Source organism: Bradyrhizobium sp. 521_C7_N1_3, assembly GCF_052075975.1.
Taxonomy (GTDB): domain Bacteria; phylum Pseudomonadota; class Alphaproteobacteria; order Rhizobiales; family Xanthobacteraceae; genus Bradyrhizobium; species Bradyrhizobium japonicum.
In genome coordinates this window covers 4,620,283-4,641,529 of sequence record NZ_CP197232.1, presented here as the reverse complement: position 1 = coordinate 4,641,529, position 21,247 = coordinate 4,620,283, and the positions used below count along the sequence as shown (strand labels likewise).

The window sequence follows — 21,247 nt, the reverse complement described above, 5'->3', positions numbered from 1 at the left end:
CAACGCGAACTTACGAACAAAACAAAATTGCCAGGGAGGGACTCTATGAACAAAGGAATGCAATACGCAGGGCGAGCATTGAGTCTTGCGATGATCGCTTTGGGCGTCCTGCACGGCTCTTCGCGAGCGCTCGCACAATCGCCGGTCCCGACGACGATAGCCTTGCCGGCTCAGTCCCTCCTGTTCGCGCCGCTCTACATCGCGCAGGAGCGTGGTTTCTTTCGCAAGCATGGGATCGAGCCGAAGGTCATCTATGTCGCCGGTCCCGGCGTCATCAACGCGATGCTCGGCAAGAGCGCAGACTTCTCGTTGATCTCGGGAGGCATCCAAATTGCGGCCGCGGCCCGAAATCAGAAGCTAGTCGCGATAGCCAATACACAGGATCGCTTCACGACGGATATCGTGATCCGCGACGCTGTAGCCAAAAAGCTGGAAATGGCGCCCAACGCCGACGCGATGGCAAAAATCCGCGCCTTGAAAGGGCTCACCATCGGGGTCGACGCAATCAACGGTCTTCCCCACAGTTTCCTGCGGTTCGTCGCGATCAAGGCGGGCATGAACCCGGAGACCGATTTCACGATCACCGCGCTACAGCCGCCCGCGATGGTCGCGGCGCTCAAGGCAGGTACGATCGACGCTATGGTTTTCTCGCCGCCGTTCTCTCTTCTGGCCGTCAAAGAAGGTGGTGTTCGATGGCTGTCGGGGCCCGAGGTATCTCTCCCCGAGTTGAAGCCTTTTCCATACAACGTCGTTTTGGTTCGGCCGGGCTACTGCGATGCCGAAACGGTGCGCTGTCAGGGCTTCGTGGCGGCTCTGAAGGATGCAATCGCGTTGATGAAGACGGACCGCTCCGCGAGTCTGGAGGCGCTCGGCAAATCGTTCGACAAGATGGAGCCCGACATCCTGAAGGCATCCTACGAAGTGTTTGCCCCGTTCGCTCAGCCGGACATGAAGCTGACGAGCGCGATGCTGGACAACGTCATCGCCTTCGATCGGGTCAGCGGAATCATTCCTCCGGACGCCAAACTGCCCCTCGAGGCAGAACTTTATCTAACGGCGTTCACCCCGTAGAGGGCGGCGGAATAGAACCATGAGTAGAGCAACCTTCGACAGAATCGCATTCGGAGCCATGCTGCTACTTGTTTGGCAAGCAGCAAGCGTCTGGACTGGGCCCGAGTTGATAAGTTCGCCGCTTCTGGTTGCGCAGCAGCTGTATCGCTGGTCGCTCAACGGCGTCTTGGGTTCGAATGCCGGCTATACGCTGCTGGCTGCCGTCCTGGGGTTTGTCATCGGCGGATTACCAGGGTTGGCACTTCCGTTCGTGCTGCGGAAACGGCCGTTCGTGACGGCGGTGCTCGATCCATTCATTTTGATCGGATACGGGCTGCCGAAGGTCGCATTCATCCCCCTCTTCATTATTTGGTTTGGAATCGGCATCTGGAGTAAGGTTGCGCTCGTCGCGAGCGTCAGCTTCTTCCTCGTGTTCTTCAGCACCATGGAGGGCGTTCGGGGGGTCGATCCTCGCCTGCTCCGAATGGCAAAGGTTGCGGGCGCGAGTGAAGCGCAGCTGTTGCGCACCATCGTCTGGCCTTCTGCCTTGCCCTTCATTTTCCAGGCGGTGCAGGTAACGTTGCCTCTTTCAATTGGCGGAGCGGCGATTGCCGAACTGATCTCCTCGAACCGAGGATTGGGTTATCTGGTCCAGTTTTCCGCGGGGAATTTCGCGGTGACGGGCGCACTCGCCGCGGTAACAGCTCTCGCGCTGGTCGTGGCCGTGACCAACGTCGGCATCGATCGCTTGCACGACCGCCTGTTGGCTTGGAAGCGTCCTTATTCCAAAGATACTAGTGCGGGAAGCCTCACATGCGAATGAACAGTAGTAAGCCGCTCCTGGATGTTTGCGGTCTAGGCAAACGCTTCCAAGGGCAGAGCAAAGACGGCAACCGCTGGGTCGTAGAGGGCATGTCGTTTGCGCTCTACGAAGGTGAATTCGTCACGCTGATCGGACCATCAGGCTCCGGCAAGTCAACTTTGCTCAATATGATCGCGCAGATCGATATTCCTTCGAAAGGGGAGATAAGGTTTCGCGGCGAGGTCATCAATGACTCAAGCCGCAGCAAGCCGTCTCCGGGATGCGGCGGTCGCATCGGATATGTGATGCAGGACGATAATCTTTTGCCCTGGCGGACTTTGCGGGAGAATGTCGAGTATCCGCTCGTCGTCCAGGGTCGACTCAACAGCGAGACCAGGACGCGCGTAGACGAATTGATCGAGACGGTGGGGCTCGGTGGCTTCGAAGGCTACTACCCTCACCAACTTTCAGGCGGCATGCGCAAGCGCGCGTCCATCATAAGGACCCTGGCCTACGATCCGCCGGTCATCCTGATGGACGAGCCATTCGGGGCGCTCGACGCCGAATCTCGGCTTCATATTCAGTCGGATCTCGTCAAATTGTGGCAACGAGGAGAGAAGACGATCCTGTTCGTCACCCACGACATCAATGAGGCGATCGCCCTTGGAGACCGGACGATAACGTTGACGAAGTCGCCCGCTTGCGTCAGAGGCGAACACGTCATCGATATCCCACGGCCCAGAGCCCTTGATAGCATCGTGACCGCGCCGCAATTCCCGGGCCTGTTTAGCCGGATCAGGGCGCAAGTTTGATGCCGAATTCGTCAATCATCTCGGCGGGAAAGCCACAGCCGGCGATCGTTCCGTCGCCGCTATTCATTGTGCGAACAGCAGTCGCCGTCGTGCTGGTTGGCATGTGGCTGGCGGCCGCGCGGGCATATCCGACGCTTGTCGCGACGCCGCAAGCCACGCTGCAAAGGGTCATGGAGCTAATATCGAACCGGGATCTCTTCCCGATGATGGCGACAACTGCAGGAGAGGCTGGCATAGGGCTCCTATTGGGTGCGGGTCTCGGTGTTCTGCTGCCGTTTCTCGTCCAACTGTCGGCGCGGCTTCAGGCGGTCATCGAGCCGTTCGCCCGAGCCGCCGTCGGAATTCCTAAGCTGGCGCTGAGTCCCATTCTAATACTCTGGTTCGGTATCGGCCTTGGATCGAAGATTGTGCTTGTTGCTTTGATGACCTTCTTCCTGGTCTTCGTCGCGACATCAGCCGGAATACGATCCATCGGCCCGAACCTCGTCCAGACAGTATCGATCTTCGGTGCAAGCAAGCTCGAAGTGGCGCGCGAGGTGATCTGGAATAGCGTCCAGCCGTTCGTGTGGACGGCGCTGCGGGCCGCGCTTCCATGGGCCATCAATGCCGCGCTTGTTGGCGAGTTTCTCGCGGCCGAGAACGGCGTAGGTCATTACATCGAGCAATCCTACAACTCCGTGGACATTGCGGGCGTCTATGCCGGCATAACCTTGATCGTGCTCATCGTCTTCGCGTCCGACGCAGTGCTTATGGCCTTGCAGCGGCGTTGTCTTGCGTGGCGTCCGGTCGATCGGGATGTTGTTTTGCATTAATCGGGAGACGAATGATGAAGCTCTACTTTGCGCCCGGCGCCTGCTCGATCGGCATTCACTATCTGCTGCAAGAAATTGGGTGCCGTTTCGAATTGCGGAAGGTCGATATTCGCAACGGAGAGAATTTTCAGGCCTGGTACACAGCGGTCAATCCGAAACGCAAAGTGCCCGCGCTCGAACGTGCAGACGGGTCGGTGCTCACCGAATTCCCCGTGATCGCGCGATATCTCGCCGAACAGACGCCATCGGCAGGCCTGATGCCGGCTGGCCCGGAGACGCTCCTGAGCGCAAGTGAGCTGACCGAGTTCATCGTTTCGACCATCCACATGCAGGGCTTCTCGCGCGCGTTTCGTCCGGGCAAATTTGCGATGGCCGAGGCGGATCATGAGGCGACCCAGGCGCGTGGCCGGGCGATCATCCAGGAAGGATTTCTCGTCGTCGATCGTCACCTGCGACAGAACACGGGGCCATCATTCGCCGATGGCGCGCTCTTCTACACTCTTTTCTGGGCTTGCGAGCGTCTCAAGCTCGACGTCCCGCCGGCGTGCGCCGCTCGGTGGAGCGAATTCAAATCTCGCCCTTCCGCGCGACGTGTGTTCGCAGCGGAAGGCATAGACTTTTAGGCCAGCGACGCTGGCGCGGACAAGCAAGGCGACGCATCGATCTGGAAAACGGCGGAGGAAACGGTCATGGCAATCAAATCATTGGGCTACGTGGGCGTCGAATCGTCCAAGCTTGAGGACTGGGAGGGCTTCGCGACGCGGCTGCTCGGGATGCAGAAGGTCGACGCAGCCGCCAAGGTTCGGGCGTTTCGCATGGACGATCGACAGCAGAGGCTTGTCGTGACCGGCGCTGAGAATGATGGTCTCGGCTTCCTCGGCTGGGAGGCCGAAAGCAAGGCTGATCTCGAGGAGTTGGCAGCTCGCCTGGATAACGCCGGCGTGGCTGTTTCCAAGGGGACGCGCGCTCTTGCGGACGAGCGCCGGGTCGCGGACCTCATCGCATTTCGCGATCCGGGCGGCCACCGGGTGGAAGTGTTTCATGGGCAGGAGATTTCGCCCGACCCGTTCAAGCCAGGCCGGCCAATCTCGGGCTTTAAGACCGGCCCTCTCGGAATGGGGCACGTCGTGATGAACGTCGCCACGGTGGACGATCTGTTGCCGTTCTACCGCGATTTATTGGGGTTCCGCATTACGGACTATGGTCTGTCGCCATACCCGCTCTACTTCCTGCATATCAACGGCCGTCACCATAGCTTTGCTATGGTCGGCTCCGGCAAACGCAGTTTCCACCACTTCATGGTCGAGATGCAGAGCTTCGACGATGTGGGGCAAGGCTATGATCTCGCCCAGCTCGAAGAGGGGCGGATAGCCTATACGCTCGGGCGGCACACGAACGATCACATGACATCATTCTATGCCCACTCGCCGTCTGACTTCTTCGTGGAGTACGGTTGGGGCGCGCAAGTGATCGACCCCGGGACATGGCAGCCTTTCGAGACCTTTGACGGGCCGAGTCTATGGGGGCATGAGCGACTGCACCTTCCGGAGGAGCAGCGGGTTCGCATGCGCAACATGCGACTAGATGCTGCAGCCCGAGGCGTGCGGGTCCCGGATCCGAACTGCGCCTGGCTCGCCTCCGTAGTGGGCCAAGAGTAAGCCTCGAGAGGGGCCCTACGACCAAATGAAGCGCTACGGTCATAGGTAGAACCGTCGCGCCGGCCCGATCCCGCAAACCTGATCTAGAGAGGAATTCTCGTGAAATTCATGTCTTTCTCGACTCGTGATGGTCGAGCCAGCTACGGCGTGATGCGTCATGATGGCGTGGTGGATCTCGGCGGACGACTTGCCGCCCAGGGAGCGCCGACGCTGCGGACGCTGCTCGCAAGGGGTATGCTCGATGCAGCGCGGAGGATTGCCGAGGAGACCAGGAGCGACCTGAAGGCCGAAGACGTCGTGTTCGCTCCGGTCATCCCAGATCCGGAAAAGATCATCTGCGTCGGGTTGAACTATCACGATCACGTCGCGGAGACCGGACGAACCGCGACGGAATTCCCCGTGCTGTTCGCCCGATATCCGGCAAGCCAGACGGGGCATCTTCAGCCCTTGGTCAGGCCTAAGGTCAGCAATTCGTTCGATTTCGAAGGTGAACTCGCCGTGATCATCGGTTTGGCTGGACGCCATATCACCGCGCAGCGGGCGCTGGAGCATGTCGCGGGATACTCCTGCTACAACGAAGGCAGCATCCGCGACTGGCAGCGTCACACGAGTCAGTTCTTTGCGGGGAAGACGTTCGACCAAAGCGGCAGCTTTGGTCCGTGGATGGTAACCACTGATGAAATTCCCGATCCCTCGCGGCTTACCCTCGAAACGAGGTTGAACGGCCAGGTGGTGCAACATACGACGACCGATCTGATGATCACGGGCATACCACGCTTGATCGAGTACATTTCGACGATCTTGCCACTGGTGCCGGGAGACGTCATCGTCACTGGAACCCCCGGGGGCGTAGGCGCCAAGCGGACACCCCCGCTGTGGATGAAGCCGGGCGACGTCGTCGAGGTGGAAGTCAGTGGTATAGGCGTGCTCAGAAACGGGGTAGTCGTCGAAGCAGCGTAGAGGCTGGAAGACGGGACCCATTTCGCTCGATCGCAACCGTGCGAGACTTCATTGCGACCCAGGCTGACGTGAATCTTGATCCATGGTTGAAGAAGGCTTTATCCCCAAACATCAAAGAGCGGTTGTCATTACAGCCGCCGGCGGGCCGGACGTATTGCATCTGGTCCCGGGTTGGCCAATTCCGACGCTTGGCGCCGACGACGTGCTGATCAAGGTCGTTGCGGCCGGTATCAATCGGCATGATGTCCATCAGCGGGCCGCGGGCCCGACGCGCGAACCAAATCCAGTCCCCGGTCTGGAGGCATCCGGCCGCATCGTCGCCTGCGGCAAGAACGTTCCGCAGAACCGCATCGGCGAATCCGTCATGGCCCTCACCGATGGTGGGGCATACGCCGAATTCGTATCGACCGATCAGGACCTGGCGCTCCCTTTGCCGGTCGGTTACGACCATATCGCCGGTGCCGCTTTGCCGGAGGCGCTATTCACGACCTGGTTCAATTTTTTCGAGCTAATGCGGATCAAGCGCGGTGAAACCGCGCTCATCCATGGTGGCGCCAGCGGCGTCGGAACCCTCGCTATTCAGGTTCTGCGAGCACTCGGCCACGACGTCTTCGCGACGGCCGGGACGGCGGAAAAGCGAGAGGTCGCACGCTCATTGGGATGTCGCGCCGTATTCGACTATGCAGCGCCTGACCTGTCCACCCAGATATTGGCCGCAACGGACGGGCGCGGCGTGGATACTGTGCTCGACACTTCGGCGGGCGCTCACCTCGCCGACGATCTCGAAGCTCTCGCACCAGGAGGACGAATTTCGCACTTGTCGGCCGGCGGCGGGAAGAGCTTGGCATTGCCGCTGCGTGCACTCATGTTGCGGCGGGCCTCCATTACGGGCGGCTTTCTTCGATCTACCCCACTGGAGCTCAAGCGTCGCTTAGCCAGTGCTCTGCGGGCAGAGCTCTGGCCACGGCTTAGTAGTGACATCCGCCCTGTGATCGATAGTACCTACGATTTGGACAGGGCGTCCGCGGCGCATGCTCATATGGAGACGTCCCGTCACATTGGGAAGATCGTTCTCAAAGTCTCCTCTTCTTGATTGACGGCGATGACGCCTCACGGCGTACAATGGACATGCACAGAACGCGACCAACGCAAGAGGGGCCGTGCGCCGGCGACTTCGAAGTCGCCGAGGGTCAACACACGCACTGCTCGATGGCGAGTTTGCCAAGGTTTCTAGGCGGGTTTGCCAGGCGCGATATGCGTGAACGGTCCGGCTTCATTTCTAAGGGCCTGCTCTGGTGGGCTTTGGCCTTCATGCCGCATACAGGCCTCCCGGCGGGGGGCAAGACCGACCGGGCCAGGCATTGGCCGGTCGGGCGCGATCACGGCCAAAGGCGCGCCGTCAGTTGAACCCGCTGATCATGGTCGACAGGACCTTCGACAACAGCGCGACGTTGGAGGCAAGCGCCGAGAGACAAACGACCGTTTGCGCGAGGCAGATGCGGCTAAGCCTCACCGTTTGCGGCTCAGGAAACAGCTTGTATGGGTTCGCCATCGTCGGCTCCATGAATGCAGTGCACTTAGCTCAACCGGACCGAGCTATAGGATGAGTCGCCGCGTTCTCGATTCCCGGAATTTGCAGTTGGCCGGATTGACTCCGATGCGACTCGGACGCGGCAAAATCCGGGCGCGGCAAGCCTGTCCGCGCCCGAATCGTCACGTCTAAACTCAGGTAAACAAAGCGTTAATAGCCTCTGCCGCACGGGCGATTTCGAGGGTCTTGCTCGGATCGTAATGGCCGATCGGGAACGTCATGTAGCGTGGCACGAAGCCCTCCGCGCGCTCCCTTCCCTCGCCGTTCAGGCAGTCGTGGATGATCTTTTTCTGCACCTTGCCGGGCTCCGACACGTTGGCGTCCGCGACAGCCTTGCCTGCGATCTCAGACAGCAATGCATTGATCGCAGTTCGATCCTTGAGGAGGTCGAGGAAGACGTCGTCCAGCTTCCACCACCGCGTCACGTCCGGCTTGATCGCGAGCCCTGCGGCCTCGTTAAGGATCGAGCCGGCCGCCAAGGTCTCGGCCATGACGAGGGCAAGGATCCGCAGCACGGTCTCCTCGGGCAGCGCCAGCAATCTGGCAAACAGGCTGACTGCCGTAAACCCATCGCCGTTGCCCCGCGTGACGGTCCCGTAATAACTCTTCTCGACCTGCAAGAGCTCAAGGACGGCATCCCGCTCGGAATTGAGGGCCGATTGGGCGGGGCTTGCTGCTACGCTTTGGCTGGTCGTCTCCTTGTCCGCTCGCTGCGGGTCAGGCTTAACGCTCCAGAGCGGTGAACTCCCGATCATGTGGGCGACCGCCAGGCGCAGGGCAATGTCGGGGTGAGCCAGCAGCTCCGCACGGACGACGGCATGCCGGTGCAGGGCAAGATAGTTCTCGGCGGCCTTGGTGAGTTCGGGTCGTGCAGCTTGCGGCGCGCCGTCGGTCTCCCCTGCCTTGGCCGCGCTGCAAGTCTCCCCGTACGGTCGATAGCCTTCGTGAACCTCCACCTCGCCGTTGTTGCGGACCTCGATGAAGGCTTCGCCGCCGTCCTCCAACGGGACCTCGTCATATTGCCATGACGGAAAGCGCGCGCCCTTGTCGAGCACATTAGCCTTCCAGCCTTTGGCCGCGAGGCCGTCTCTCAAGCTGGCAATGGCGACGTTCTGCAAGGCCCAGAAACCTGCGCAATCTGCAAAATAGCTGGCGTCGCCGAAAAGATCGGTGACGATCTCGCCCTTGTAGGCTTCGAGCGGAAACAGCGCAGCGCTGGTTGCGATCTGCTCGCTCCCGAACAGCCATTGCTTCAACTGGTGGCCCCTTGGCGCGCCGTCGGCATCGCCATCGCCACCATTCTCCACCTCAAACGCCGCGACCCAGTCCTTTTGCTGGCTGCGTGTGGCGCTGGCGAGCAGTTGCAGTTCCTCCGGCTCGATATCACCGCTCCGGTAGGCCTCCTTGATGGTGCTGTTCAGGCCTGCGAGGGCAAGGCGCTGTTTGATGTAGCGCTCGGTCTGGCCGAAGGTTTGGGCAATGTCCGCGACGGTTTTTCCCTGCTTCAACAGCTTGGCGAACGCTTCATATTCCTGCAGTTCGTCCATGGAGGCGCGTGCCACGTTCTCGATCAGGGAGGCTTCCAGAGCGTCCGCATCACTGCCGGCTTCCGTAACCGCGCATGGCAGCAGGACGTTGTCGGTCGGCACGCCCTGCTCTTCAGCGACCTTGCTTGCCGCAAAGTAGCGGCGCCGTCCCGCGACGATCTCGAAGGCGTCTCCTTGGGGTCGGACCAGCAGAGGCTGAAGCACGCCCCGCGCGCGGACCGACGGCAGGATGTCGGAGATATCGGGGGCTTTCCGGCCGTGCCTGACGTTGACGTTTGCGATCGTGAGATTGCTGAGGGCGATGTTGCGCAGTTCCATGTCTATAGTCCTTCTTACATGAGGGCTCATTGATTGCGGGCGGCCTCGTCGAAGAGCCCTGTGTCGAGAGGCCGTTACGCGGGCGAGCGATGGCAGGTGCCGTCGTTCGCCCTGTCGTCACGGGCCGATCGCGGGCTGTGTTGCGGAGGTCTCGCCGGTTTCGGCGAAGGCAAGCAGGAAGTCTGCGGCTTTCGAGGCCTTGCTGGCTGCGCGGAAGATCGCGCGGCTATCCTCCCGAAGGACCTTGAGCCATGAGCCGAGACAGTCGGCATGGCGAACGGTGGGCTTGATCGACAGCGCGGCGCAGACGAAGGCAGCGGTCAGTTCGGCGATCAGCTCTTCGTTGGCGTAGAGTTTTGAGCCAAATGCGCCTGACAGCTCGCGGTTCAGGCGCGACAGGTGGCCAGTCCAGTGCCCAAGCTCGTGGAACAGCGTTCGGTAGTAGTTGATCTGCTCGAAAAAGGCGGGTTGCGGCGGGACGTGGACGGTATCGTCTGATGGGGAGTAGAAAGCTTTCGGACCACCGATGCGTATATCGGCACGCGTTGCGACGGTGAGCGCTTCCGCCTGCGGCACGATCTCGCGCTCGGGCAGGAGCGGCGCTTCGACGAGGCAATGGTCCGGCAGGCCGTCGCATTGTTCGACGTTGAAGACGGTGTAGCGCCGCACGAATGGAACTGCCGCTCCTTCCGCTTCCTGCTGGTCTTGAGCGCTGCGGCCTGCATCGCCCTGCTCGCGCTTGGGAACGAAGCGATCGGCGTAGCAGACGGTGACGCCGTGCTCGCCCTTGCGTACTGACCCACCAAGACTTGAGGCTTGGCGGAAGGTGAGCCATTGCCCCGAGCCGAAGCCGCGCTCGAACAGCCGTCCCCACAGGATCAGGACGTTGATCCCCGAATAGACCTTGCCTGTGGCCGCATTTCTCGGCAGGGCGAAAGCCTGACTGCCGCCACCAGTGCCCCATGGCCTGGCCCACGGGAAGATGCCTGCCTCCAGATCCGCGACAATGTGGGCGGTGATTTCTTCGTAGAGAGTTGCTTTCGGTTTGGCCGCGCGATGGTGTGCTGAACTGTTGGACATGACGATCTCCGCTCGCTCCTCTTCCGCGCCCTGCCCCCGAAAGGCGGGGTGGGCGGCGAAGAGCGACCGGAAAGCCCCGAACGCGAGAGGCGGACCGCACCGGAACGGCCGGAGCGATAGCGGAGGACCGCGCCAAGGACACAGGCGACCACGAGCGCCTCTAACGAGGCGCGGTTGCGGACCGCCGGTTCGGGGCTATGCGGGAGCGCCGCCCACCCCGCCTTCCGGGGGCTCATTAAAAGCGCCGGCCGCCTGCGGCCGGCTCCTCAAAGCGTCGCCTCAAACGATCTCCGCGACGTCATCAGGACTGTCGCGCGCAATCGTTTGATAGACGGAACGTAGGCTCCCAGGTCGTGGACGTCGTGTTTTGCGCCAGGGATCGAAGCCGCAAGGCCGAGACCGCAAAGCGGGCTCGGTTTACGAGAGCCCGGGCCGCAAGCGGCAGCTTGCGGGAGGCGCCCTTTAGAGACGAAGAAATCCAAAACCTCCGTCTAACTGCCTGGTCGTCCAGAGACCCGCCCCACTTGAGGAGAGCTTGCGGATCGTCGTGGAGAAGATCGCCCAGCATGGAACGAGACCTCGGCAGCCAACGAGAAGACCGCGAGGGCCGCCGGGCCCTACTTCAGCAATTGCCTGATTTCCCCCATCACGCCGCTGTCGCCGAGACAAACGGCCCACTCCAGCAACGTCTGGCGAACGGTGGTTACGAGCATTCCGTGGAGCACCAGACGGTCGAACATCGGCTTGCGTTCGGATTCGCGCCTTACGGCCGACAGGTCTGACAGGAGGCGTATATCGTAGCCCCGCGCGGCGCCTTCCAAAGCTGTAATAAGCACATCTTCCTCGAGCCAGGCGCCCGCGAGATACAAGAAGCGAAGATCGTCTTGTGTCATCCGTTGGACGAACAGCTCGTCCCTCCAAGGAAGGTGCCCATCAAGCGGAAGCATTTGCAAAACTTGCGGCATGCCAGTCGCCGACGTATGCGGCCTGCAGTCGCCCAAGGCTAACGGGGTGACGCCCAATAGCCGACACCCCGCCTCCAGAAGCGGCAAATTCAGCGTATCAACATCTTGCTCCGGAGCATCGGCGGTTGCCCAGCTCGGATTCAAGATGACGACGACGCTGTGCCTTGGATCTGCCAGCATGCATCACCTTCCGGCCGTCTCCAGAGGGTCTGATCGCGTGACGTCACGCTGCGGCGGGTATATTCGTGACCGGAACCAAAACCTGCCCGGGGCTGCCCGCGGCATGGTGGAGTGCCTGAAGGGCTGCGTCAGAGGCGTGAAGATATCCTGCGAGAGCTGTGGTTTGTCCGACGCGGCATGGTGCGCCTAACCGCTCGAGGGGCCAGCCCGCCCGCCGCAGGATCCGCTCCATTCGAACGTCAGTCACCGTCACGATGCTATCGGCATTTGTGGCTTTAAGGTATTCGATCATGGCCGCAAACAACATGATGGTTGCGCGATTGATGCCGTTGCCGGCAAGCTGGGAGGCCCGCTGTGTATCTACACAGAACCTCGAGCTTTCGAGTACCTTGTCACTTCGGGGCACTGGACTATCGCCCAGCAAGAAAGGGAATGTGTCTGCTAGCATCGTTGGCCCGACCGTCGGCAACAGCCTGACGCTGCCCACCACAGCGCCATCATTAGACAGCACCAGAAGATAGGTTGGACTGAGAGCGTCGAAGAGATCGACTTCCATGTCCCCGGAAACCGCGACCGACCAATCAAGCCGGTCCTTGAAGATGTGCCTGCGTAGCCGATACATATCGGCGAGCAGATCGACATGTTGTCCGAATGCGTGATGGTTCAAAGCGGTTGCAAGCACGGTTACCTCCGGTTGAGTCGGCGACAATTCACCACAGCAGAAACCGCAGTTTGCAGCGCCTGTGTTTTTTAACAGGTGCCTCAGGCAGAACGGAACTTAGAAGAAGCTTGATCTACCGAGATCTTGGAGCTCGGCCAACGAATGCCAGCCGTGTTTGAGCGCCACCATACCGGACAGCAAAGGCGCCGACTCATTCGCGGCAACGGCCGGAACGGCTCGGCGGCTTTCATCGAACACGCCAAGGCTCCTGAGCAAGTTCTCGGAGGTGTCGCTGCCGACGGCGATACTGGTTAATGCGCCCGTCTCGGCGATCTATTTTACATCCCGGCCGTCAGCGTTGTTTCGCGATAAACTGCCAACCGTGCAAGCTGAGGCGGCAGGAACTCTGGATGAAAATCGCCTAAGTCAGCAGGCGACGACGGATGGCCTCGGCGACGCATTGCGCAATCGAGGTCGCATCCAGCTTGCGCTTGGCATTCTCCAGGTGAAAGGACACGGTCCGGGGCGAGATTCCCAACAGCAGCGCGCTTTCCGAGACCGTCTTGCCACGTGCCACCCAGGCGAGGCATTGCCGTTCGCGATGTCCGAGGACCGGATCGAGCAGCGGTACTTCGGCGACCAACTGGCGCGCAGCCAGATGCGTGTGGAAGTGCAATCCGATTAGACGCAATATCTGCGCCGAGGTCGCGACCAAGCGCTCGGGATGCAAACCACGATCATCGCTGGCCAGCGTAAACGCCGCCATCCGGCCGAAGCCGCCACGGATCGGTATCGTCACGCCGCAGCGAATGCCAAAGGAGACGGCCTCATCAAAGAACCTGCGCTGATCCTTCGTGCCACCCGGCCCTGCCGCGCCGCTCCTCCAGCAGAAAAGGTCATGGTCGAGCCGGGCTCTGCGAATCACCGGATCAAGCTGCTGATAGTGCAGATCGAAATAGCGGCTTGACCACGATTTGGGATAGCAGGAGATCAGCTTCGGTGCCCCCTCGACTATCCTCAGATAAGCAAACCAACGAAAGCCAAGACACACCGCTGTGCGCGCCGCCGTACGCTCGAACTCAACGTCGTTGCGCGCCAGCTCGATCGCATCCACGAAGTCCTGAAACACGCGATCTAATCTCTTCATCGTGGCTGATCCGATACGCAGCAACCGCCGCCGGGCTCGTGACGGCTGGTCCGGAAGGGCATTACGGAAGCGAGGCCTTCTGATGGCTCATAAGAGCGCCTCGCGGCGCTGAGCAACGTGGCTTTCGAGAGCAATCGCTGTCGAAGCGAGAGTTCAGAGGGGCTCGTCGTTCGAGGACAATAGGTCGTCTGAACAGATATTCAGCTTGCCTCACCCGTTCGCCCTGCTTGGAAACGGGGACTTCAGCAGTGCTTGCGCCATCTCCAGCGCCTCTGTCTCCGAAGCGGCGACCAGCATCGGGTATCCCCAAAACTTCTCTGACACGATCTGAAAGGCTCTCATGCCGAGCCGCTTCGTCCTTGAGGGCTCAACATAGATCAGGGCCTTCACAAATTCGCGCAATCGCGGTTTGTGCTTCTTCGACCAGAGCGCAAGCCTTCTCTGCTCACCCGGATCGTGCTCGTGGTCGTCGATATCGGCGTTTGCCCCTTGCCCTATGATGACGAAGGGCGCGGCACGATCGAGCAGAGCTTCGAAGGCAGCGAAGGCCTCGTCAGCCGTTTCGGCCGGGCCCTGATCGTAAGACAGCCTTACAATCGGAAAAGTCGCGGTATTCAACAGCATCGTCACCCCTATCAGTCAGGTTTGCGCAGCGTGGTTCAATTCACGTGCGCATGACCAGCGACGATAGTTTGGATGATGCCTTAACTCATTCACCCAAGGCGCCAAAGCGTTACCCAAATCAGACAATCACTGCGACCCGGCAACCAGATGCTGCGATGCCAGGTCTCGGTTGCCAAGTCTTGGCAGCATTTTGGACGAATTCTTGGCCGCTGGCCGAATTGAGCAATGGTCTGGCCGGATTGCACGATGCAGCGCCGCACCGGGCTGCTGTAGCCATTCCGTTAAACCCCGGCCTGCGCGAAGCGAAGCACGATGCCAATCCACCCACAGCCCAGAGCTGTTCCTGAGCGCCTGTCCAGGAGGCTTGCAAATCCCTACGCCTCAATGGCCCTGCCCCGACCACTCCTGCAAATTCGCGCGCAACGTTTGACCAAGGCGCAGCTGCGTGACTTGCTCGTCAGCAATCCCCACGATGCGACGCAGTGGATCAAGGCAGCAGCCGCGGCCGATATCATTCCCGCGCAGATCGTGTGGGGCCAGTTGCTGCTCGATGGGACGCAGGCCGCGCGTGATCCGGTGGCTGCCTTCGTCTGGTTCGAACGTGCCGCCCAATTCGGGGACCCGGACGGACAAAACATGGTTGGCCGCTGCTACGAACAAGGCTGGGGTGTCGAGCCAGATCCGAAGCTCGCGACGGAATTTTTCGAGCTGGCCGCGGCAGCCGGCCACGTCTGGGGCCAGGTCAGTCTGGCGCAGATGCTGATGCGCGGCGGAGATCCGGCGGATCGGCCGCGGAGCTTCGAGCTGTTTCGGGCCGCAGCGGAAGGCGGCACCTCCAAGGCCAACCTGAAGGCAATGAATTCGCTTGCGCGATTTCTTGAAGAAGGCTGGGTCGTGCCGGCCAATCCGAGAGGCGCCCTGTATTGGTACAGCCGCGCAGCGGCGCTTGGCGATCACTGGGCCCAGTACAATCTTGCCACGATCCTGCACGCTGGCGGTGACCCGGCCGGTGCCGATGTTTGGCTGGAACGGGCGGTGTCCGGTAGCGATGATGGCTTTCGCCGGCGCATTGCGCCGCTGTTGCTGGCGCACGGCGAACTTGCGCTACGCCGGCATGGCCTCGAGGCACTTAGGCGCATAGCAGCTTCCGGCAGTGCCGCCGATGTGCAGGCCTACGCCTCCGCGCTCAACGACGCTGCAGCAACACACTCTGACCTTGAAGACGCCAGGAGGCTGCCAGAGCGACCGCCAACCGATGGACATCCGGATTCGCGGAATTGTCGTCAGGCGTCGATCGGCCGAGGCCTCGTTGGCTATCTCGGTGGCCGTCTCGCGGCGATGTCGCTCCGCATCGCAAGACTATCCAACTCAACATCATCCTGCTCGAAGGGGGCTCTGTGACCATCATCGAAACCTTGCGGCCAGCACTTTCCGGAATTGGCGCAGCAGCGAGCCTTGCGAACGGCTTTCTATTCGTGACCGCCGCGAACGCGGAAGGCCAGAACAATCAACCGACGTCGGCGCCTGCGGACAAGGCTACAGCGCTTCCACCGGTCGAGGTGGACGCTCCTGTTGCCAAGCGGCGACGAGCGCCGAACGCCGGCGCGAAGCAGGCCTCGAGACCTGTCTCGGCCAGCCATCCGAGCAAACCGGCCGAACCGCGTCCGCAGGCTGCGTCCTCGGCTGTTTCGCCTGGGAATTCGCTGCAGCGAACCACTGGTCTCAGCCGTCTTTCCGATTCTCTACAAAGCACGCCGCAAACCGTCACTGTCATACCGCGCCTTGTAATCGAGCAGCAGCAAGCAGCCACCATCAATCAGGTGCTCCAATATGTGCCGGGAATCACCGTCGCCACCGGAGAAGGCGGCGGTGGCATCAACGGAGATCAGTTCCGCATCCGGGGTTTTGACGCTTCTGGCGATGTGTATGTCGACGGCTTACGCGATTTTGGTTCGTATGTGCGCGACAGCTTCGCGACCGAAAACGTATTGGTGCTGAAGGGACCGTCGTCGCAGAGCTTCGGCAACGGCACGACGGGAGGCGTCATCGAGATCGAGAGCAAGAAAGCCCATCTCGGCGACCAATCCACGTTCGAGGCCTCGGCTGGAACGGGCCCCTACGGACGCGGCGTTCTGGACATCAACAAGCAGATCAACGACACGACGGCGCTCAGATTCATCGCCATGGGGAACGGCCAGGATATTGTCGATCGCGACCATGTCTATTCCGACCGGGGCGGCTTCCTCGGCTCGCTAGGACTTGGCCTCGGCACCGAGCAGTCCCTGATCGTCAACTACATGCATCAGCAGAGCGTACAGCGCCCTGATTTCGGGGTCCCCGTCGTCAGTGCACCCGGCGTGATCGGAAAGCCGGTGACGGAGTACGGAGTTCCGCGTTCGAATTATTTCGGACGGGAAAGCGATCGCGACAGCGCAACAGCCGACGTTGCGACCGCTCTCTACAAGGGCGAATTCGGCGATTGGCTCACGTTAACGAACGACACGCGTGTCGGTTACTACACACGTGATCTGAAGTTTACTCCCGCGCTCTGCGCCTCTCCCGGCTTCCCTTTTCCAAGCAGCTGCGCAACGGACGTTCTCGCCGGCAATCTGGCGACGCCCTACACAATCTGGTCCGTCGGCGGGACGAAGCAGGTCAGTCACGGCGGGGAAAACGTAACGACTGCCACGATGCGTTTCGACACCGGACCGTTCAGGCACAAGCTCGTCGTTGGGTTTGACGCCTATTCTCAACATGCGACGACCAACTTTTACCTTCCTTCGGGCCCCGAGCCGGCAGGGACTCTTCTCGATCCCATCTTTGCAAACTCACCCGGGTTTGCACTGACGGTCTCGCCGGGCAATCAATTGTCAGCCACGAGCTGGGACGCTGGTCCTTTTATGAGCGACCGCATTTGGTTAACGCCCATGCTCTCCATCCTGGCAGGTGTTCGATGGGACCACTATCGGGTCGACGGCCAGGCAGGCGCGTCTCCACTTGCGACGACGACGGAGTTCGCCAGCCCAAAAGCATCCCTGATCTTCGAGCCCACCACGCACCAAAGTTACTACTTCAGCTATGCACGTTCATTCACGCCGCCGGGCAACAACATCACTTCGCTGAGTTCAACGCTCGGCCTGTCCCAGGCGCCAAGCGCTGCAAACCTTCAGCCGGAAGCTGATACGACCTTCGAGGTCGGTGCGAAGTGGGGCCTGTTCGAGGACCGGCTCGGCGTGACGGCAGCATTGTTCCGCGTCGAGAAGAACAACGCGTCCTATACCGACCAGGTATCGGGAATCCAGACGACCACCGACGACAAGGTGCAAGTCCAGGGAGTTGAGCTCGGATTGACTGGCAAGCTCACGGCGAGCTGGGACATTCAGGCCTCCTATTCCTACATGGACAGCAAGATCATCGCCTCGTCGATCAGCCCGTTCACGCCCGTCTCGGCCGCAGGCAACCGGGTCCCGTACGTGTCGGAACATGGCCTCGCTATCTGGACCACATATGACATCGCTCCCCTGCTGCCAAACGTGCCGGGTCACATGCTTGTCGGGGGCGGGCTCAATTGTCGTTCGGACTACTACCTCAACAACCTCAATTCGATGGTGATTCCGGCAGCCACCACCATCGATGGGATGCTCTCCTACGATCCCAACGACCGGCACCACCTTGCGCTCAAGGTTACGAACCTCACGAACAAGCTGACCTACAGTTCGGCTTTCGGAAACGGTTACGCAACTCCCGCCGCAGGCCGCAGCGTCACCCTCACCGCAGCGATCAAGTTCTGAAGAAAATGCTCATCGAGATCCCCCAACTGCTATCCGCCGAAGAGCTAACCTCCGTACGCAACCTCATCGAAGGGGCGGATTGGATCGACGGAAGGGCAACGGCAGGTGAGTTGGCATCGCGCGCAAAGCGCAATGCTCAGGTCCCTGAGGACTCGCCTCGGGCTCGCCAAGCCGGCGACATTATTCTGCGAGCTCTCGGCCGGAATGCACTGTTCAACAGTGCCGCCCTGCCCCTGCGTGTCCTGCCGCCGCTTTTCAATCGATACGACACCGGGATGTTCTTTGATGCACATGTCGATGGCGCAGTGCGATCCGCGCCCGGACTCGGCATTCGCATGCGCGCCGATCTGTCTTCAACTCTCTTCCTCACAGCACCCGATGATTACGACGGCGGCGAACTGATCATCGAAGACAGTTACGGCGTTCACGCCGTCAAATTGGCGGCCGGCAGCATGGTCCTCTATCCAGCGGGGAGCCTGCATAGTGTGAGCGAGATCACCCGAGGTGCGCGCTTGTCATCGTTCTTCTGGACCCAATCGATGATCAAGGACGAGGGGCTTCGCACAACGCTCTATGATCTCGACCGGGGCATTGTTGAATTGCGCAAATCCGTGTCGAGCGATGCACAAGGCATCCTCATGCTTACCGGCGTCTATCACAATCTTCTAAGACGATGGGCGGAGCTGTGATGGCGGCCGACCCTCCGCACGAACCCAGGATGCAAATCAAAATGTCGACTTCGAGGATTACGGCGATGACTGATCTGACGAATGAACTCGCTGCTCGATTTGCCCGTCAAAAGGTGGCGTTGCTGTGGTCGGTCTGTGGCCTCGGAAACACGATCTACGCGGTCATCCAGATCCTTACTTTCGTTAACCGCCAAATCGAAGGCTCCGGCGCGGCGTCCGCCGCATTCGATGCGGTGGCTCTTTGGTACTTCGGCGTCGCATGTTCGATATGGATCATTCCTGCCCTACTTCCTCTTGTCACGCAGCGGCGCGCCGCGATTCTTGGTTCGTTGCTGCTAGGTAGCTTTCTGATGGTCACCAGCATCGTGGGCGGCGTCTTCGACGGCGTGCGCGACGGGCTTCATGTAGCAGCGACCGCAATTGTCGCTGTCGCTCTGCCCGGAGTCTATGCAGCTCGCGCCTCCTGGCGGCTGCTGCGCATGACGCATGCGCCTGCAAATCTTGTCAGTGACTCCGACTTTTGAGCCAGCACCTAGAGCGCTCCAAGAGCCGGTTTAGATTAGCTCAAAAACGCCGCGTTTAGGATGGCCGCTCCCCTGTCGATTTGCGATGGTCGACTTCGAACATCTCGGCAGGCAAGTCGCCGACACAAGACTTCGAAAGGCGGCGAGATGCTCCATCGCTTTGTTGACACCGACGTCGACCGCGTACCCCGCCCCGTTGCACTGCGAAGCGGAATTCTGTCGAATGATTGGACTTATGATCGGCACCAGCATCGCAAAGCTCAATTGCTGTACTCCAAGCGGGGCATTCTTTGCTGCGAGGCGGGCAATAAGGTTTGGCTAGTACCGCCCGGATGCGCGTTATGGATCCCCGGTCAGCTGGCGCACTCGGCTCGTGGCGCTGGTCTCGTAGACTGCCACTGCCTGTATATTGAACCGAGCGCCGCCAAGAGCCTGCCCAAGGCGTGCGCCACGATCACGATATCACCCTTGGTCCGGGAGCTGATCCTCAGAGTGGCTGAACTTCCGGAGTGTTATCCGCTCGGAGGTCGCGAAGATCGACTGGTGATGACCTTGTTGGACGAGCTGTGCGATGCGCCGATCAGTGACCTGAACTTACCTATGCCAAGAGAGGCGCGTCTTCGGCGTCTCGCGGAGATGCTGATAGCCGATCCGAGCGCGAAAACCTCGTTCGCGAATTGGGCAAGTGCGCTTGGCACGAGCGAGCGCACCCTAAGCCGCTTGCTCATACAGGAAATCGGAATGAGCTTCGGACGCTGGAGGCACCAGCTTCATGTTATCCTGGCATTGCAAAGAATGGCGCGCGGTGACAGCGTCAAGACAGTCGCCATGGAGCTCGGATACGAGAATGCGAGCAGTTTCGTCAATATGTTCCGAAAGACCTTAGGCAAGCCTCCGGTTCGCTATCTGGCAGAACATCGTGCCACTGCTGTGAGTGGTTGAACTGTAGGTCGAAAAAATCCTAGTGCCGTTCGGGTCGATCCAGGAGATCTGTCCCACCGCGCCGACTGGAGTCCCTCTTCTTTTTATCCGTCGATTGCGGAGCAGCTCATTCATCTATGCCGTACTATCTCTGAAAGCATTCAATCGAAAAGGTTGATGGATAGTTCGGTAGGTTTAGGGCGCTTTCACGCCGATCAGGCACAGCGGGACATCGCGCAGCTGGCGGCCAACTTCGCTTGCAAGTGTCAATCGGCCTGCAAATTTTGCAGGCCGAATGACACTCTTGTCCGGCACGGCGAGAAGATATCGCTTACGGCCCTTTGCGGGTTGCGACGGGTACGATGGCTACAAGCAGCCGAACCCCGAGGTGCCACTCATCCGAGGGCCATGCCAGTGATCTTGACGACGCCCGATGAGGTCGAGACCTGGATGACCGCGCCCAGCCGATGGGGCGCTCACGCTGAAGCGGCCGCTGGCAGACGGGACCCTGCGGATCGTCGCCCGGGCCATGAAGGTAGATCCCGCGCCGGCGAAATAGCGTTCTACGCAGGTCTGTGGAACGATTGGACTAGCTAAGTGCTGAGACCCTCCATCTTGGAGGCCCGCGCCAGTGCTTGCGTATCGATGTATTCCCGGATGTGTGTGAGTTTTCGGTCTCGAACGGTTATTGCGAAGACCCAATGATCCTCGAAAGTGTTGTTCGTAGATTTAATCGTCCCCTCGGCGAATCCGACGACGAGAACCCGATCTCCCTGCGCTACGAACTCCGGAGGTGCCGGGTAGGAAATCTGAGTCGTTTCGGAAGCCTTCTGAAGCAGGCCCGTCAACCCTGCGTGCCCACGGTGTGTGCCGGCGAGCGCCCAGTCCTTGCCCGGAATGATCCACTCGATGTCTTCGGCGGACAAAGCAAGGAGTGCTTGCCGATCGCCGCACCCCAGTGCGGCAAAAAAATCCATCACGATTTGAGTATTCTCTTCGATGCTCATGGCTGGTCTCCTTTTTCGTGTTCGAATCGGCGAGTTCGAGACGAGAGCCGATTCAGCGCAGCCCGCCCTTCGGTCGACCCGCCCTTCGCGAAGCGGCATGCTTCCTCG

Annotated in this window: 22 protein-coding genes and 2 pseudogenes; 16 read left to right on the top strand and 8 right to left on the bottom strand. The window is 60.5% G+C overall.

Annotated elements, in window-relative coordinates; all coding sequences use genetic code 11:
• The first annotated feature begins 45 nt into the window (after nt 1-45).
• The 8 genes from AB7008_RS21275 (at nt 46) to AB7008_RS21240 (ending at nt 7,187) form a co-directional block, all read left to right on the top strand.
• Nucleotides 46-1,071 (top strand): ABC transporter substrate-binding protein, encoded by a 1,026-nt coding sequence (locus AB7008_RS21275; protein WP_253570470.1) that lies wholly within the window; start codon nt 46-48, stop codon nt 1,069-1,071.
• 19 nt (nt 1,072-1,090) lie between these two features.
• Entirely contained in the window at nt 1,091-1,873 is a 783-nt protein-coding gene (locus AB7008_RS21270) for an ABC transporter permease (protein ID WP_441259465.1), read from the top strand.
• Nucleotides 1,864-2,664 (top strand): ABC transporter ATP-binding protein, encoded by an 801-nt coding sequence (locus tag AB7008_RS21265; protein WP_441259464.1) that lies wholly within the window; start codon nt 1,864-1,866, stop codon nt 2,662-2,664. Before AB7008_RS21270 ends, AB7008_RS21265 begins: the two co-directional genes overlap by 10 nt.
• Nucleotides 2,664-3,476 carry an ABC transporter permease gene (locus AB7008_RS21260; protein WP_441259463.1) on the top strand — a complete coding sequence of 271 codons (813 nt, stop codon included), beginning with the start codon at nt 2,664-2,666 and terminating at the stop codon, nt 3,474-3,476. Before AB7008_RS21265 ends, AB7008_RS21260 begins: the two co-directional genes overlap by 1 nt.
• 14 nt (nt 3,477-3,490) lie before the next feature.
• Nucleotides 3,491-4,099, top strand: coding sequence for a glutathione S-transferase family protein (locus tag AB7008_RS21255; RefSeq protein WP_212495914.1), 609 nt, complete (start codon nt 3,491-3,493; stop codon nt 4,097-4,099).
• Between the two features lie 66 nt (nt 4,100-4,165).
• On the top strand, nt 4,166-5,134 hold the full coding sequence (locus tag AB7008_RS21250; RefSeq protein ID WP_212495915.1) for a VOC family protein: 969 nt from the start codon (nt 4,166-4,168) through the stop codon (nt 5,132-5,134).
• Between the two features lie 99 nt (nt 5,135-5,233).
• Nucleotides 5,234-6,094: a fumarylacetoacetate hydrolase family protein gene (locus tag AB7008_RS21245; protein ID WP_212495916.1), complete on the top strand. Its 861-nt coding sequence runs from the start codon at nt 5,234-5,236 to the stop codon at nt 6,092-6,094.
• Nucleotides 6,095-6,176: 82 nt separating this feature from the next.
• The gene (locus tag AB7008_RS21240; RefSeq protein ID WP_441259462.1) at nt 6,177-7,187 is read left to right on the top strand and encodes an NAD(P)H-quinone oxidoreductase; all 1,011 of its coding nucleotides are present in this window, start codon (nt 6,177-6,179) and stop codon (nt 7,185-7,187) included.
• Between the two features lie 306 nt (nt 7,188-7,493).
• On the opposite strand, the gene AB7008_RS21235 is transcribed toward AB7008_RS21240, so the two are convergent.
• The 7 genes from AB7008_RS21235 to AB7008_RS21205 all read right to left on the bottom strand — a co-directional run bounded on the left by AB7008_RS21235 (nt 7,494) and on the right by AB7008_RS21205 (nt 14,207).
• Nucleotides 7,494-7,646, bottom strand: a complete 153-nt coding sequence (locus AB7008_RS21235; protein ID WP_212495918.1) for a hypothetical protein — start codon at nt 7,644-7,646, stop codon at nt 7,494-7,496.
• A 173-nt stretch (nt 7,647-7,819) separates the two neighbouring features.
• The gene (locus AB7008_RS21230) at nt 7,820-9,550 is read right to left on the bottom strand and encodes a ParB/RepB/Spo0J family partition protein (protein WP_212495919.1); all 1,731 of its coding nucleotides are present in this window, start codon (nt 9,548-9,550) and stop codon (nt 7,820-7,822) included.
• 117 nt (nt 9,551-9,667) lie between these two features.
• On the bottom strand, nt 9,668-10,630 hold the full coding sequence (locus AB7008_RS21225; RefSeq protein WP_441259461.1) for an ArdC family protein: 963 nt from the start codon (nt 10,628-10,630) through the stop codon (nt 9,668-9,670).
• 617 nt (nt 10,631-11,247) lie between these two features.
• On the bottom strand, nt 11,248-11,775 hold the full coding sequence (locus AB7008_RS21220; protein WP_038954985.1) for a hypothetical protein: 528 nt from the start codon (nt 11,773-11,775) through the stop codon (nt 11,248-11,250).
• Nucleotides 11,776-11,818: 43 nt separating this feature from the next.
• Complete coding sequence (locus AB7008_RS21215) at nt 11,819-12,457, bottom strand: acyl-homoserine-lactone synthase (RefSeq protein ID WP_248882548.1); 639 nt, start codon at nt 12,455-12,457, stop codon at nt 11,819-11,821.
• A gap of 400 nt (nt 12,458-12,857) precedes the next feature.
• A complete protein-coding gene (locus AB7008_RS21210; RefSeq protein WP_248882547.1) occupies nt 12,858-13,583 on the bottom strand; it encodes an autoinducer binding domain-containing protein in 726 nt (241 codons plus the stop codon).
• 210 nt (nt 13,584-13,793) lie between these two features.
• Complete coding sequence (locus tag AB7008_RS21205; RefSeq protein WP_212495922.1) at nt 13,794-14,207, bottom strand: hypothetical protein; 414 nt, start codon at nt 14,205-14,207, stop codon at nt 13,794-13,796.
• Between the two features lie 50 nt (nt 14,208-14,257).
• On the opposite strand from AB7008_RS21205, the gene AB7008_RS21200 reads away from it, so the two are divergent.
• The 8 genes and pseudogenes from AB7008_RS21200 to AB7008_RS21165 form a co-directional block, all read left to right on the top strand.
• On the top strand, nt 14,258-14,554 hold the full coding sequence (locus AB7008_RS21200; protein ID WP_212495923.1) for a hypothetical protein: 297 nt from the start codon (nt 14,258-14,260) through the stop codon (nt 14,552-14,554).
• 79 nt (nt 14,555-14,633) lie between these two features.
• Nucleotides 14,634-15,608, top strand: coding sequence for a tetratricopeptide repeat protein (locus tag AB7008_RS21195; RefSeq protein WP_441259460.1), 975 nt, complete (start codon nt 14,634-14,636; stop codon nt 15,606-15,608).
• Entirely contained in the window at nt 15,605-17,998 is a 2,394-nt protein-coding gene (locus tag AB7008_RS21190) for a TonB-dependent receptor (RefSeq protein ID WP_441259459.1), read from the top strand. The genes AB7008_RS21195 and AB7008_RS21190 overlap by 4 nt, the downstream gene beginning before the upstream one ends.
• Before the next feature lie 5 nt (nt 17,999-18,003).
• Nucleotides 18,004-18,687: a Fe2+-dependent dioxygenase gene (locus AB7008_RS21185; RefSeq protein WP_441259458.1), complete on the top strand. Its 684-nt coding sequence runs from the start codon at nt 18,004-18,006 to the stop codon at nt 18,685-18,687.
• 65 nt (nt 18,688-18,752) lie between these two features.
• Nucleotides 18,753-19,211, top strand: a complete 459-nt coding sequence (locus AB7008_RS21180; RefSeq protein WP_212495926.1) for a hypothetical protein — start codon at nt 18,753-18,755, stop codon at nt 19,209-19,211.
• A 60-nt stretch (nt 19,212-19,271) separates the two neighbouring features.
• A pseudogene (locus AB7008_RS21175) lies at nt 19,272-19,691 on the top strand (AraC family ligand binding domain-containing protein); the annotation flags it as partial.
• A 66-nt stretch (nt 19,692-19,757) separates the two neighbouring features.
• Nucleotides 19,758-20,153, top strand: a complete 396-nt coding sequence (locus AB7008_RS21170) for a helix-turn-helix domain-containing protein (RefSeq protein ID WP_248883394.1) — start codon at nt 19,758-19,760, stop codon at nt 20,151-20,153.
• 366 nt (nt 20,154-20,519) lie between these two features.
• A pseudogene (locus tag AB7008_RS21165) lies at nt 20,520-20,691 on the top strand (SOS response-associated peptidase); the annotation flags it as partial.
• A gap of 34 nt (nt 20,692-20,725) precedes the next feature.
• On the opposite strand, the gene AB7008_RS21160 reads toward AB7008_RS21165, so the two are convergent.
• Nucleotides 20,726-21,139, bottom strand: coding sequence for a nuclear transport factor 2 family protein (locus AB7008_RS21160; RefSeq protein ID WP_212094321.1), 414 nt, complete (start codon nt 21,137-21,139; stop codon nt 20,726-20,728).
• Nucleotides 21,140-21,247 lie beyond the last annotated feature (108 nt).